12 protein-coding genes are annotated in these 13,576 nt (G+C 70.4%); 4 read left to right on the plus strand and 8 right to left on the minus strand.

Annotated features, from left to right (window positions below; translation table 11 throughout):
- Position 1: 1 nt before the first annotated feature.
- The 3 genes from BLU81_RS25485 to BLU81_RS25495 all read right to left on the minus strand — a co-directional run bounded on the left by BLU81_RS25485 (position 2) and on the right by BLU81_RS25495 (position 2,669).
- Positions 2-979: a carbohydrate kinase family protein gene (locus BLU81_RS25485; RefSeq protein ID WP_092546982.1), complete on the minus strand. Its 978-nt coding sequence runs from the start codon at positions 977-979 to the stop codon at positions 2-4.
- Between the two features lie 113 nt (positions 980-1,092).
- Complete coding sequence (gene erpA, locus BLU81_RS25490; protein ID WP_092546983.1) at positions 1,093-1,461, minus strand: iron-sulfur cluster insertion protein ErpA; 369 nt, start codon at positions 1,459-1,461, stop codon at positions 1,093-1,095.
- Between the two features lie 101 nt (positions 1,462-1,562).
- Positions 1,563-2,669, minus strand: coding sequence for a glycerate kinase family protein (locus BLU81_RS25495; protein WP_092546984.1), 1,107 nt, complete (start codon positions 2,667-2,669; stop codon positions 1,563-1,565).
- 60 nt (positions 2,670-2,729) lie between these two features.
- Here BLU81_RS25495 and nadA point away from each other — a divergent pair, with 60 nt between their 5' ends.
- The 3 genes from nadA to BLU81_RS25510 all read left to right on the plus strand — a co-directional run bounded on the left by nadA (position 2,730) and on the right by BLU81_RS25510 (position 6,337).
- Positions 2,730-3,908, plus strand: coding sequence for a quinolinate synthase NadA (nadA, locus tag BLU81_RS25500; RefSeq protein WP_092546985.1), 1,179 nt, complete (start codon positions 2,730-2,732; stop codon positions 3,906-3,908).
- 259 nt (positions 3,909-4,167) lie between these two features.
- Complete coding sequence (murA, locus tag BLU81_RS25505; RefSeq protein ID WP_092546986.1) at positions 4,168-5,523, plus strand: UDP-N-acetylglucosamine 1-carboxyvinyltransferase; 1,356 nt, start codon at positions 4,168-4,170, stop codon at positions 5,521-5,523.
- A gap of 190 nt (positions 5,524-5,713) precedes the next feature.
- Positions 5,714-6,337 (plus strand): DUF3043 domain-containing protein, encoded by a 624-nt coding sequence (locus tag BLU81_RS25510; protein WP_092546987.1) that lies wholly within the window; start codon positions 5,714-5,716, stop codon positions 6,335-6,337.
- 76 nt (positions 6,338-6,413) lie between these two features.
- On the opposite strand, the gene BLU81_RS25515 is transcribed toward BLU81_RS25510, so the two are convergent.
- Both BLU81_RS25515 and BLU81_RS25520 read right to left on the minus strand, forming a co-directional pair.
- Positions 6,414-6,722 (minus strand): AzlD domain-containing protein, encoded by a 309-nt coding sequence (locus BLU81_RS25515; RefSeq protein WP_092546988.1) that lies wholly within the window; start codon positions 6,720-6,722, stop codon positions 6,414-6,416.
- Complete coding sequence (locus tag BLU81_RS25520) at positions 6,716-7,663, minus strand: AzlC family ABC transporter permease (protein WP_231953503.1); 948 nt, start codon at positions 7,661-7,663, stop codon at positions 6,716-6,718. The genes BLU81_RS25515 and BLU81_RS25520 overlap by 7 nt, the downstream gene beginning before the upstream one ends.
- Before the next feature lie 67 nt (positions 7,664-7,730).
- Here BLU81_RS25520 and BLU81_RS25525 point away from each other — a divergent pair, with 67 nt between their 5' ends.
- Positions 7,731-8,288, plus strand: coding sequence for a helix-turn-helix domain-containing protein (locus BLU81_RS25525; RefSeq protein WP_092546989.1), 558 nt, complete (start codon positions 7,731-7,733; stop codon positions 8,286-8,288).
- On the opposite strand, the gene BLU81_RS25530 is transcribed toward BLU81_RS25525, so the two are convergent.
- The 3 genes from BLU81_RS25530 to BLU81_RS25540 are packed head-to-tail and all read right to left on the minus strand — an operon-like array spanning position 8,285 to position 10,738.
- Positions 8,285-9,235 carry an ABC transporter ATP-binding protein gene (locus tag BLU81_RS25530; protein ID WP_092546990.1) on the minus strand — a complete coding sequence of 317 codons (951 nt, stop codon included), beginning with the start codon at positions 9,233-9,235 and terminating at the stop codon, positions 8,285-8,287. The two genes, BLU81_RS25525 and BLU81_RS25530, sit on opposite strands and share 4 nt — an antisense overlap.
- Positions 9,232-10,032, minus strand: coding sequence for an ABC transporter permease (locus BLU81_RS25535; protein ID WP_092546991.1), 801 nt, complete (start codon positions 10,030-10,032; stop codon positions 9,232-9,234). Before BLU81_RS25535 ends, BLU81_RS25530 begins: the two co-directional genes overlap by 4 nt.
- Complete coding sequence (locus BLU81_RS25540) at positions 10,025-10,738, minus strand: ABC transporter permease (RefSeq protein WP_231953504.1); 714 nt, start codon at positions 10,736-10,738, stop codon at positions 10,025-10,027. The genes BLU81_RS25535 and BLU81_RS25540 overlap by 8 nt, the downstream gene beginning before the upstream one ends.
- Between the last annotated feature and the right edge of the window lie 2,838 nt (positions 10,739-13,576).

Genomic DNA, 13,576 nt, shown 5'->3' on the forward strand with positions numbered 1-13,576 from the left:
CTCAGGCCGGGAGGAAGGGGGAGATCTCGGCAGCGGCCTCGTCGCCGTACGCCGCGGCCAGTCGCTTGGTGAACTCGGCGGGCTTCACGTCGTACTCCTGGGTGCCGATGGTCTCCAGCACCAGGGCGGCGACCAGTGAGCCGACCTGGGCGGAGCGTTCCAGGCCGAGTCCCCACGAGATGCCGGAGAAGAAGCCGGCCCGGAAGCCGTCGCCGACGCCGGTGGGGTCTTCGCCGAGCACGTCGGGGACGACCGGCACGTGGATGCGCTCAAGGCCCGTACCGGTGATCTCGACGCCGTCCTTGCCCAGGGTGGTGACCCGGATCTTGACGTTTTCGAGGACCTGGTCGCCGGTGAGCCCGGCCTTGGTCTCCAGGAGCGAGCGCTCGTATTCGTTGGTCATCAGGTATTCGGCGCCGCTGATCAGGCTCAGCACGTCGGAGCCGTCCATCCGGGCGAGCTGCTGCGACGGGTCGGCGATGAACCGGAAGCCGCGGGCCCGGCACTCCTGCGAGTGGCGGATCATCGCGGCCGGGTCGTTCGCTCCGATCAGCACCAGGTCCAGCCCGCCGGCGCGCTCGTCGACCGGGCCGAGTTCGATGTTGCGGGCTTCGGCCATCGCGCCGGCGTAGAAGGAGGCGATCTGGTTCAGGTCGTCGTCGGTGGTGCAGACGAACCGGGCGGTGTGTGCCACGTCACTGACGTGCACCGAGTCGCAGTCGACGCCGTGCCGCTCCAGCCACGACCGGTAGTCGGCGAAGTCCGCGCCGACCGCGCCGACCAGGATCGGCCGCAGACCCAGCTTGGCCATCCCGAAGGCGATGTTGGGAGCGACTCCGCCGCGCCGGACCACCAGGTCGTCGACGAGGAACGAGAGCGAGACCTTGTGCAGCTGGTCCGCGATGAGCTGCTCGGCGAACTTGCCCGGGAAGTGCATCAGATGGTCGGTGGCGATCGAGCCGGTGACGGCGATCTTCATTTCGGCCCTCAGGGTTGGGGAGCAGGGGGTCGTTACGGCTAGAGACTACCGGTCGGTTACACAGAACAGGCCGCCCCGTGAACGGGACGGCCTGTTTCTGGAGTTGCTTGGGATCAGTGGAACGAGTCACCGCAGGCGCAGGAGTTCTGCGCGTTCGGGTTGTCGATCGTGAAGCCCTGGGCGTCGATGCGGTCGGCGAAGTCGATGGTCGCGCCCGCGAGGTAGGGCGTGCTCATCCGGTCCACCACGACCTCGACACCGTCGAAGTCGGTGACGACGTCTCCGTCGAGCGAACGCTCGTCGAAGAAGAGCTGGTAACGCATGCCGGAGCAGCCACCGGGCTGTACGGCGATGCGCAGGCGCAGGTCGTCGCGCCCTTCCTGCTCGATCAGGGCCTTGACCTTCACCGCGGCGACGTCGGTGAGGTTGATGCCGGTCGGGGCAGTCGCCTCGGTCGACTCGGTGTGCGCTTCAGTGGTCACGTAGGTATCTCCCTGCCAGGTGCGGTCATGTGCCGTACAGGCCAACGCTAACCCCATTCCCGGGGATTCCCAATCCGGGCGGGTCGCAGATCACCAACTGCCTACCTACTCCATTGCCCGGCGAGGCGTGCGGCGAGTTCCCGCAGGCCGCGGGCCGGTTCGGCCAGAGCCGTCTCTACGTTGCCGAAATGTTCGACCAGGGTGTGGGTTTCGGTCACACCAGCCGCAGACGCCTCACGCTGACCGGTCTCGTTGCGCCCGGCCAGCACCACGCAGGGCAGACCCCGATCCTGGGCGCCGGCGGCGATCCCGGCGACCACCTTGCCGCGCAGCGACTGGTGATCGAACGATCCCTCGCCGGTGATCACCAGGTCGGCGGCGTCGAGTTCCCGGTCCAGGCCGATCAGATTCGTGACCAGGTTGATACCCGAGGTCACCCGGCCGCCGAGCGCGATCAGGGCGGCGCCGATCCCGCCGGCCGCACCGCCGCCCGGCTGCAGGGCCAGGTCCTTGATCCCGAACGCCTGCTCCAGCACGCCCGCGAAGTGTTCCAGGGCCGCGTCGAGCAGCAGCACATCCTCGCGGGAGGCGCCCTTCTGCGGGCCGAAGACGTTGCTGGCGCCGTGCAGGCCGGTCAGCGGGTTGTCGACGTCGGTCGCGGCCACCAGGCGCACCTGGCGTAGCTGCGGCACCCCGCCGAGGGCGGTCGCGGCGCTCAGGGCCGCACCGCCGTACGGCAGGGCCAGTCCGGCGGCGTCCAGTGGGGCCGCGCCGAGGGCGGCCAGCATGCCCGCGCCGGCGTCGTTGACCGCCGAACCACCGAGGCCGACCACGATCTCGACCGCCCCGGTCTCGACCGCGGCGGCCAGGAGCAGGCCCAGACCGTACGAGGTGGCCGCTCTGGGGTTTCGCTCTTCGGCGGTGAGCAGGTGCAGGCCGCAAGCCTGCGCGCTCTCCACGTAGGCGACGCCGCCGGCGTGGAGGATCTCGCCCCGGGCCGGGCGGCCCAGCGGGTCGACGGTGTCCACCGGGATGCGGCGGCCGTCCAGGGCGGCGGCGAGGACCTCGACGAATCCGGGGCCGCCGTCGGCGAGCGGGCGCTGGACGAGGACGTCGCCGGGCACGGACCAGCCGTCCGCGACGGCCTGGGCGACTTCGGGAGCGGAGAGGGTACCGGCGAACTTGTCCGGACAGATCAGTACGCGCACCCCGCGAGTGTGGCAGGCCACTGTCCGGGGCGCAGCTACCGTCTCATCCGCTGTGCGACCATGGGCGGCGTGACGGCGACCTGGACCGAACCCTCGAACACCCCGTTGAGCCTGCTTCTGCTCGGTAAGGGCGTCGACCCCGCGAGCGAGCGTGGCGTGGACTGCCCCGGCGATCTGCCCGCTCCCAGTGATCCCGATCTGGTGGCCCGGGCGACCGCGGCCAAGGCGGCTCTCGGCGACCGGGTGTTCGTGCTCGGGCATCACTATCAGCGTGACGAGGTGATCCAGTTCGCCGACGTCACCGGTGACTCGTTCAAGCTCGCCCAGCAGGCGGCGGCGCGGCCGGACGCGGAGTTCATCGTGTTCTGCGGTGTGCACTTCATGGCCGAGAGCGCCGACATCCTGACCACTGCGGACCAGCGGGTCATCCTGCCCGACCTGGCGGCCGGCTGTTCGATGGCCGACATGGCGGTGCTCGGCCAGGTCGAGACCGCGTGGGAGCACTTCGAGGACCTGGGCATCACCGACCAGATCGTGCCGGTGACGTACATGAACTCGTCCGCCGACATCAAGGGTTTCGTCGGCCGTAACAACGGTGTGGTCTGCACCTCGTCGAACGCGAAGCGGGCTCTGGACTGGTCGTTCGAGCAGGGTTCGAAGGTGTTCTTCCTGCCGGATCAGCACCTGGGGCGCAACACGGCCGTGCTGGAGATGGGTTTCGACCTGGACGACTGTGTCCTCTACGACCCGCACAAGCCGCAGGGTGGTCTCACCGCTGAGCAGCTGGTGAACGCGAAGATGATCCTCTGGCGCGGGCACTGTTCGGTGCACGGCCGGTTCACCATCGACAGTGTCCGGGAGGTCCGCGAGCGGGTGCCCGGTGTCAACGTGCTGGTCCACCCGGAGTGCCGGCACGACGTGGTGCGGGCCGCCGACTACGTCGGCTCGACCGAGTACATCATCCGGGCTCTCGACGCGGCTCCGGCCGGTTCGTCGTGGGCGGTGGGGACCGAGCTCAATCTGGTCCGGCGTCTCGCGCTGGCCCACCCGGACAAGCAGGTCATGTTCCTCGACCGGTCGGTCTGCTACTGCTCGACGATGAACCGCATCGACCTTCCTCATCTGGTCTGGACGCTGGAGGAACTGGTCGCGGGCCGGGTCCCCAACGTGATCACGGTCGACGAGAAGACCGCGCGTGACGCTCGGGTCGCTTTGGACCAGATGCTCGCCTTGCCGTGACTCTGCGTAACCGAATGAATCCATCCTTTTGGTGGATTTTTGAGGCGGTTCTCAAGTGCTCTTCTTGAGAACCGCCTGGGCAGGTAGAACTCGAATCAGGCTAGTCAACAGCATTTAAACGGCGATTCAAGCCTTGCGGCGGCTGCCGTTTACGTCACTCAGCGCTATGCTTCCCCGGTTGCAGAATCGGGTACCCCCGCCCGCGCTCTGCTTACTCGATCACCCCGGGCGTTCCGACGCCTACCGGCTGGAGGTTACGTTGACCGACGATGTCCTGATCGTGCACGGTGGCACACCGCTGCAGGGTCAGATCCGGGTCCGCGGCGCCAAGAATCTCGTCTCCAAGGCCATGGTCGCCGCCCTTCTCGGTGAGACCCCGAGCCGCCTCTTCGACGTTCCGCGAATCCGGGACGTCGAGGTGGTCAGCGGCCTTCTCGAGCTGCACGGCGTGAAGGTCACCGCCGGTGTCGAGGACGGCGAACTGATGCTGGACCCCACTAGCGTGGAGAGTGCCAGCACCGACGAGATCAACGTGCACGCGGGCTCGAGCCGTATTCCGATCCTGCTCTGCGGCCCGCTGCTGCACCGCCTCGGTCACGCGTTCATTCCCGACCTGGGTGGCTGCCACATCGGCCCGCGCCCGATCGACTTCCACATCCAGTCGCTGCGCGAGTTCGGCGCGGTCGTCGACAAGACCCCCGAGGGTATGCACCTGAGCGCGCCCAACGGGCTGCACGGGGCCAAGCTCGAACTGCCGTACCCCAGCGTCGGCGCCACCGAGCAGGTCCTGCTCACCGCCGTCCGCGCCGAGGGCGTCACCGAGCTGCGCAACGCGGCCATCGAGCCGGAGATCATGGACCTGATCTGCATCCTGCAGAAGATGGGCGCCATCATCACGGTGCACACCGACCGGGTCATCGAGATCCAGGGCGTGCCCCGGCTGTACGGCTACGAGCACAAGCCGATCCCGGACCGCATCGAGGCCGCCAGCTGGGCCGCGGCCGCCCTCGCCACTCGCGGCGAGATCGAGGTCCTCGGCGCCCGCCAGGCCGACATGATGACGTTCCTCAACGTCTTCCGGTCCATCGGCGGCGAGCTGAAGATCACCGACGACCGGGTGGCCCGGGACGGCATCGCCGGCGCCCAGGGCGGCATCAAGTTCTGGCACCCCGGCGGCGAGCTCAAGGCCGTCGCGCTGGAGACCGACGTGCATCCCGGGTTCATGACCGACTGGCAGCAGCCGCTGGTCGTCGCCCTCACCCAGGCGCACGGCATCTCGATCATGCACGAGACCGTGTACGAGCAGCGGCTCGGCTACACCGAGGCGCTGAACACGATGGGCGCCACCATCCAGGTCTACCGCGACTGCCTCGGTGGCACCCCGTGCCGCTTCGGCCGCCGCAACTTCATGCACTCCGCAGTGATCGCCGGCCCGTCCAAGCTGCACGCGGCCGACCTGCGCATCCCCGACCTGCGGGCCGGGTTCGCGCACCTGATCGCGGCGCTCGCCGCCGAAGGCACCTCCCGGGTGTACGGCGTCGACCTGATCAAGCGGGGCTACGAGGACTTCGAGGGCAAGCTGGCCGCCCTCGGTGCGCACGTCGAGCGCCCCTGACCCCTCGGTTCGTCCAGTTGGATCGTCAGCAGAGAGGCCGGGATCCCCGGCCTCTCTGCGCTTTTCGGTCATCGCACGGCCCCGGCCGGGCAGTCGCCGGCCCACCCCGGAGACGGGATCTGTCGGCGATTTAGTCACGATCAACGGCGCGGTGTGTGACACACCGCGCTGTTTGGCTACGCTTCTTCACGTGTCCCCGCTGTTTCGCCGCAAGCCAGACGACCTCGTCGCCGACGCGACCTCCTCGGTAACCCAGGAGGATTCCGCCTCGGCGCATCCCAAGGGCTACACCCCCAGCAAGAAAGAGCTGGGCGTGGTGACGCCGAAACGGGTCGCCCAGGGCCGCCGCGTGCAGGACCCGGCGCCGGCCAACCGCAAGGAGGCTTACAAGCAGCTCCGTGAGCGGCAGCGGGCCGAGCGTGCCGAAGCCTCCGAGGGCATGCGCAACGGTGACGAGCGTTACCTGCTGGCCCGCGACCGGGGGCCGGAGCGTTCGCTGGTCCGGGACCTCGTCGACTCGCGGCGCACCGCCGGGTCGTACTTCATCGGTGGGGCCGTGGTGGTGCTGATCGGCTCGTCCATCGCCATCCCGGCGGTGCAGCTGGCCAGCAACCTGATCTGGGCCGCTCTGGCGCTCGCCGTCCTCATCGACAGCATCTTCATCGCCCGGCGCATCAAGAAGCAGGTCCAGACCCGCTTCCCACAGACCGACCAACGGCTGGGCTCGCTGTATTTCTACGGCATCATGCGTGGCCTGACCTTCCGCCGCATGCGCATCCCGAAGCCGAAGGTCGACCTGGGCGCCACCGTCTGACCCTTAACTTTCTCGCGAACGCGGAGGCCCACCCGGGTCTCCGCGTTCGCTGTTTCCCGGCCGACTTCAGCTTCGGCTATGCGACGCCGGCCAGGCGCAGGAGGGCCGTCGTGGCGGCGGCCGCGATCACCACCACGACGAACGGAGCCCGGCGCCAGGCCAGCATGGCTCCGACCAGGACTCCGGTGGGGCGGGCCAGGCCGGCGAACTCGCTTCCGGCCATCAGGGCCGCGGTGGCGGCCAGGGCTGCCAGCAGGGCCGCGGCGGACATCGGCAGCAGGCGTTGCACCGAGGCGGAGAGTTCCAGGCGGTCGCGCAGCAGAACTCCACTGAGCCGGATGGCGTAGGTACCGGCCGCCAGGACCAGGATCGCAGCGATCAACATCGCTCCTCCTCGGAGACAGAACCAACGACGGGATCAGGACCGACGGCAGGGTCAGGACCGGCGGCAGGGTCAGGACCGGCAGCAGGGTCAGGACCGGCAGCAGGGTCAGGACCGGCAGCAGGGTCAGGACCGGCAGCAGGGTCAGGACCGGCAGCAGGGTCAGGACCGACGGCAGGGTCAGGACCGGCAGCAGGGTCAGGACCGACGGCAGGGTCAGGACCGGCAGTGGGGTCGTGGCCGGCGACAGGTCCGGGGTCGGCGGCGGGCTTAGGGCGGCGGCGGGGGCGGGGGCGGAAGAGGACGAACAAGCCCAGGAGTGCGGACATGACCGGGAGGCCGGCGGGCAGGACCGGGGTCGCCAGGACTGCGATGGCGGCTCCGGTCAGGGCGACCAGGCGAGTGTCGCGGTCGCGGAGCGACGGCAGGATCAGGGCGATCAGGCCGGCCGGGAAAGCGGCGTCGAGGCCGAGGGCGTCGGGGTCGCCGGTGGCGCCGCCGAGGAGTACACCGAGGACGACACCGGTGTTCCAGGTGACGAAGATGGTGGCGCCGACCAGCCAGTAGACGCGACGCCGGGCGGCCGGGGTGGTCTCGGCCAGGGCGAACGCGACCGTCTCGTCGGTCATCAGGTGGCTGCCGATCAGCCGGTCCCGCCAGCGGGGGCCGATGGTGCCGGCGACCGCGAGGCCGAACGGCAGGTGCCGGGCGTTGAGGAGCAGACCGGCCAGGACGGCGGCGATCGGGTTGCCGGCGGCTAGCAGCCCGACGGCCAGGAACTGGGAGCCGCCGGCGAACACCAGCACCGACATGACGACCGGAACCCACGCGGGCAGGCCGTACGCGATCGTGATCGCTCCGAAGGAGGCGCCGACCGCGAGAGTCGCGGCGGCCAGGGCTCCGATGTCTCGCCGTTGGGCTCGCGTTCGATATAACGTCCCCATAGTTCGACATGCTGAACGACAAGTCGAGTGTTCGTCAAACCGAACGCCGTGTACCGATGGAGCGAACATGCAGCAGCCGGCCCCGCCGCTGGCCGTCATCGCCGCCGCCCTGCGCCGCGAACGCGACCGGGCCGGCATCTCCCTGACCGAGCTGGCCCGCCGGGCCGGACTGGCCAAGTCGACGCTCTCCCAGCTGGAGTCGGGCAGCGGCAACCCGAGCATCGAGACGCTGTGGGCGCTCGGGGTGGCACTCGGCATCCCGTTCAGCCGGCTGATCGAGCCGCCGCCGTCGCCGGTGCGGGTGGTCCGGGCCGGCAGCAGTCCCCGGATCCGGGCCGAGGGCGCCGACTTCTCCGGCACCCTGCTGTCGGCCGGGGTTCCCGGCACCCGGCGCGACGTCTACGTGCTGGAACTCGAACCGGGCGCCCGCCGCGACGCCGACCCGCACATCCCGGGCAGTGTCGAGCACCTGGTGGTGTCGGCCGGCCGGGTCCGGGTCGGGCCGGTCGACGGGCTGGTCGAGGTCGGGCCGGGTGACTACGTGACGTTCCCCGGTGATGTGCCGCACAGCTACCAGGCCCTCGAGCCGGGGTCCTGGGCGGTCCTGGTGATGGAGCACCGTTAGCGTTCGGCGTACAACCGGGCCACCACGTCCTCGATGTCCGGTTCGAGCACCGACAGGTCGCGCACCGGGACCGCCGCCACCAGACCGGCGACCGCGGTTCCGGCGGTCGCCGAGTCCAGCGTGAAGGTCACCCGATGACCATTAGCGGTCACCGCGGCGAGGGTGGTGCCGGGCAGGGTGAAGCCGTCCGGCAGGGGCGTCTCCAGGTCGGCGACGAGACTGCGGCGCGAACCGTACCGGGCGTGCAGTGCCTCGATGCTGCCGTCGTGCACCACCCGGCCGTGGCCGATCACCACCAGACGGTCGCAGAGCCGTTCGATGTCGGCCAGGTCGTGCGTGGTCAGGACCAGGGTGGTGTCGCCGGCCGCGCCGAGTTCGGCCAGGAACGACCGGACCGCCTGCTTGCTGACCACGTCCAGCCCGATCGTCGGCTCGTCCAGGAACAGCACCTCCGGGCCGTGCAGCAGGGCCGCGGTCAGTTCGCCGCGCATCCGCTGGCCGAGGGAGAGCTGCCGGACCGGGGTGTCCATGAACTCGTCCAGGTCGAGCAGGTCACGGCACCGTTTCAGGCGGGCGGCGTGGTCGGCGGGCGGCACCCGGTAGATGTGCCGGAGCAGCGCGAACGACTCCCGCAACGGCAGATCCCACCAGAGCTGGGACCGCTGGCCGAACACCACGCCGATCCGCAGCGCCAGTGTGGTGCGCTGCGGGACCGGGGTCAGGCCGCACACCGACACCGTCCCGGATGTGGGCGTCAGCACACCGGTCAGCATCTTCAGGGTGGTCGACTTGCCGGCGCCGTTCGGGCCGATGTAGCCGACCATCTCCCCACGGCCGATGCGCAGGCTCACCCCGTCGACCGCCGCGACCGTGCGTTTCTCCCGCCGGAGACGGCCGGCTTTCACCCGTACCAGAAAATCCTTCTTGAGGTCTTGCATCTCGATCATGAGCCGGTGCTCCGGTAGTGACGGATGCCGGATCGCCAGACGACCGCGGCAAGTGTGGCCGCACCCAGCGCGACCAGCGGGGACAGGAAACCGGACCAGGCCGGCAGACCGAGCGGGTCGTCGCGGCCGATCAGCGTCAGCGCCGGCTGGTAGGCGATGAAACCGAAGCCCAGCGTGTACGCGAACAGGTTCCGGAACCAACTTCCATAGACCGAGATCGGGTACGAGGTGAAGTCCCGCCCACCGTAGGTGAACGCCGACCCGATCTCCCCCGAGTCCACCCACCAGAACGCCAGGCTGGCACTGAGCACGAAGATCGAACTGAAGAACACCGCGGCCGCCAGCGGGGTCAGCACCAGCAGCAGCACCCGGGCCGCCGTCCAGTCGACGTCGTTGGCCGCGACCGCCAGGCCCAGCACGGTGAACCCGAACAGCACCCGCAGCGCCTTGCGGACCGGCAGATCCATCAGCAACAACTGCGGCAGCGCGGCCAGCGGCCGGACCAGCACCGCGTCCAGGGTGCCGGCCCGCACATGGTTCTTGAGATGGTCCACGTTCCCGACCAGCAGGTCGGCCAGCGAGAACCCGGCCGCGCTGATCCCGGTGATCAGCACCGCCTCCCGGAGAGTGAATCCGCCCACAGCCGGCGTGGCCCGGAACAGCACCAGCACGGTCAGCACGTCGAACACCGTGGCGCCCATGCTGCCGACCATCTCGACCCAGAACGACGTGCGGTACGAGGCGGCCGACCGGATCTGCGCGGCACCCAGAGCGGCGTACGCCCGCAACTCACCCACCCTGCACCACCAGCCGCCGCTCGGCCCGCCGCTGCACCAGCCCCGCCAGCAGCAGGACCGCGACCGCCCACACCAGCTGCCAGACCACCAGGGCGAACTGCGTCACCGCCCCGTCCCGCTCGGCGATCACGTCCAACGGCGTCTGCAACAGGCTCGGCAACGGCGTCAGCAGCCACAACGCGACCACGAACTCGTCCGGGAGCAGGCGCAACGGGAAGTAGAGACCACCCAGCACCCCGGAGCCCAGGGTCCACATCATGATCGGGCCGCGCGCGTCGTGCAGCCAGTAGGCGGTGGCGTTCACCAGGTATTTACAGCCGAAACAGATGATCACCGCGAGCAGGATCGAGAGCACGAACAGCGGAACCGTCTGCCAGCGTTCCGGCGTGTGCAGGGGGAAGAAGATCGCACCCACCAGCAACGGAGGACCGAAACGGGTCATCATCGCGTACGACGCCCGGCCCAGGTCCGCGGCCAGGAAAGCGGGCACCGGCGCGATCGGACGTAACAGGTCGGCGGCGATGTCACCACTGCGGATCCGGTCCGCCAGCTCCGTCCAGCCCCAGATGCCGATGACACTGAGTAGACCCTGGCCGACCCAGACGTACAACGCCAGCTGTTCCGGCCGGTAACCGGCCGGACTGTCGCCCGCCGCGCCCGCCGCCACCGCCAGCAGCACATAGCAGCGCAGGAAGCCGAACACCACGTTGGTGAACGTTCCGGCTAAGGTGGCTTGCCGGTAGGTCGCGTACCGCCGGAAACCTGACCCGATCAGTGCACCGAAAGTAGCGACAGAGGCGCGGAACGGACCTAATCGAGAGATCGTCGGCACGCTGGCGTCTCGCTGGTCCACGCCGTTAATCTCCTTTCTGAACCCCCCGCGACGGAGCCGGGAGACTCTACAAGGCTCTCCCGCCGGATGCGGCTCATTTTCTGGACAGGCGGAGAACACCGTGACGGAGCGTTGCCATTCGGCGGGTCAGGGCGCCCGATGAACGGATGGGGCTCCCGGCCGGGCGACAGCTGGGACGACGAACCCGCCTGGGTCTACGAGATCACCTGGGAATGGGAGCCGCTGCCCGGACAGCGCTACCCCGGCGACCCCGGACGCCGCAAGGCCGTGCACACCCCGGTCTACGAGGCGTCCCGCGGTGCGTCCGCGCCCGCCAGTGCGGTGCCGGTCAGCCCCGCCGGGCGCGCGCAGGTTCTCGGGACAGCGTGGGCAAGCGATCAGAATCAGTCGCGGTACGAGGAAGTACGCGCCGAGCAGCGTCCCGCCGGCCCACCACAGCCGCCCCGCGACGAGCCCTCCTGGAACCGGCCCATCCACATGCACGACCGTCTCCAAGGCGGAGCGGGCGACCCCCGGCGTGGAGGCACACCCGCCGCACCGGTCTCGCCCGTCTACGGTCGCGCGTCCGGTGAACAGCCCGGCACCTACCCCGGCGCGCCTCCCGGCTTCCCGCACACGCCCGGTGGGCCCGGGCGCCCCGGACAGCCCTCGGTGCCGGTCAACCCCGGGCATCCCTCGATCCCCGTCAACCCGGGACATTCCTCGGTTCCGGTCAACCCTGGATACCCGGGCGCCTCGGCACCGGTCTCGCCGGGGCGAGGCGGGCGACCGGGCGGCGGATCGTTGCCGCAGCGGCCCGTCGGCAACCCGGCCGGCCGGGAACAGCAGCCCGGCGGTTACAGCAACCAGCCGGTCTCCTCCATGCCGGGCGGAACCTACGGACCCGGGCAGACGCCGCCCGGCGGACCCGGCCGGGGACCTCAAGGCGGTTCCGGTCAGACGCCCGGCAATCAGGACTGGCGCGGCCCTCAGGGCGTTCCCGGCCAGGGAACATATGGCGGTCCTGGTTCCGGCGGCCCGGTTCAGGGTGGACCCGGCGCCGGTGGTCCCGGTGTTCAGGGCGGTCCTGGCATTCAGGGTCGTCCCGGTGTTCAGGGTGGTCCTGGTGTTCAGGGAGGTCCTGGTGTTCAGGGAGGTCCTGGTGTTCAGGGCGGCCCCGGTGCTCGTGGTGGCGCTACGCCCGGGGGACCCGGTGTCCAGGGACGACCAGGTTCGTTGGGTGGACCCGCGCCCCAGCAGGGTGGGCCGGTGCAGCCCGGCCGGTTCGACGGTCCGATGGCGCCTGCCGCTTCGGCCGGCTACGCGCCAGGCCGAGGCCGGCCCGATCAGGACCCGGGACATCCCGGTCGTCCGGGTCAGGATCAGCACGGACACCCCGCGCAGGACCAGCACGGCCGGCCGGCCGCCAACCAGTACGGTCGCGCTACGCCGGATCAGCACGGACGGCCCACTGCCGACCAATATCGGCATCCCGGGCAGGACCAGCACGGGCGCACTTCGCAGGACCAGTACGGGCGGCCGGACCTGGACCAGCGGGGTCGGCCGGTTCCGGGACAGATCTCGCCGGCTGGACCGGCCTACGGTGCCGCGCGTCCGGTGCCGTCCGAGGCGTTCCCGGCCCGTGGCCCGCGCGATGGCCGCACCCCGGACTCGCCGTTCGACCTGCGGCCCGCGCCGCAGGACCGGAACTCCCCCGCACCCGCCCGCCCCGCACCGCAGCCGACCCGGGTCACCCCGCAGCAGCCGGTCGTCCAACCGGCAGCGGTCTACCCGCCGGTCGCCGGCCAGCCCATACCGAGCCACGGCACACCCGGCGTGGCCCCCGTCTCCGGAGTAGGTCGCACCTCGCCCGGCGTGGCCCCGGTCTCCGGCGTTGCGGCCCCGCACGTCCCGGCCACTCCCCCGGGATTCGTCCCACAACCAGACCCGGCAGCCCGAAGCCAGGCCACCCCTGGACAGGCGATTCCTGGTCACACCAGTCCCGGCCAGGCGGTTCCTGGTCACACCGCTCCGGTGTCCGGGCCTGCCGGCATGGACCGGCCTGCCGCATCCGGCGTAGCGCCGGTCTCCGGCATCGCAGGAACATACCCCGGCGTCGCACCGGTGTCCGGTGTCGCGGGTTCATACCCTGGCGTCGCACCGGTGTCCGGTGTGGCGGGTCTGGACTCTCAGTCCACGGCTGGGGTGGTCCCGGGTACCGCGCCCGCTGGGCTGGACCCGCGGGTCCAGCCCGGGATCACACCCGCGGTCGGGCACACCGGGGCTACCCCGGGACCTGGGACCGGGGCAGGGACCGGGTTTTCGCAGGGGTCGGAGCAGCAGCGCGGGCGTGAGGAAGAGCAGGACCCCACCCGGCCGCTCGACCCGCGCCGGTTGGGACATGGGCCGTCCGCGGGTGAACGGCCCGGTGCCGCCTCGCATCCGGAGGATCCGACCCGGCCGTTCGGTCTGCGCCGGACCGGGCCGGAAGCGCGCGGATTCACCGAGGACAGCACCCGGCCCATCGACCCGCGCCGACTCGGAACGCACGCCGCCGCCGGAGAATCCGCCGGTCCGGATGACCGCCCCGTTGCGCCGGAGGCGCCCTACGCAGGGACAGAAACCTACGCGGGGACGGAAACCCACGCCCGGCCGGATCAGCGCACCGCCGACGCGGGCTTCGCCGGATCCCCGGCAGGCGAACACGTCTCC

Source organism: Actinoplanes derwentensis, from assembly GCF_900104725.1.
Classification (GTDB): domain Bacteria; phylum Actinomycetota; class Actinomycetes; order Mycobacteriales; family Micromonosporaceae; genus Actinoplanes; species Actinoplanes derwentensis.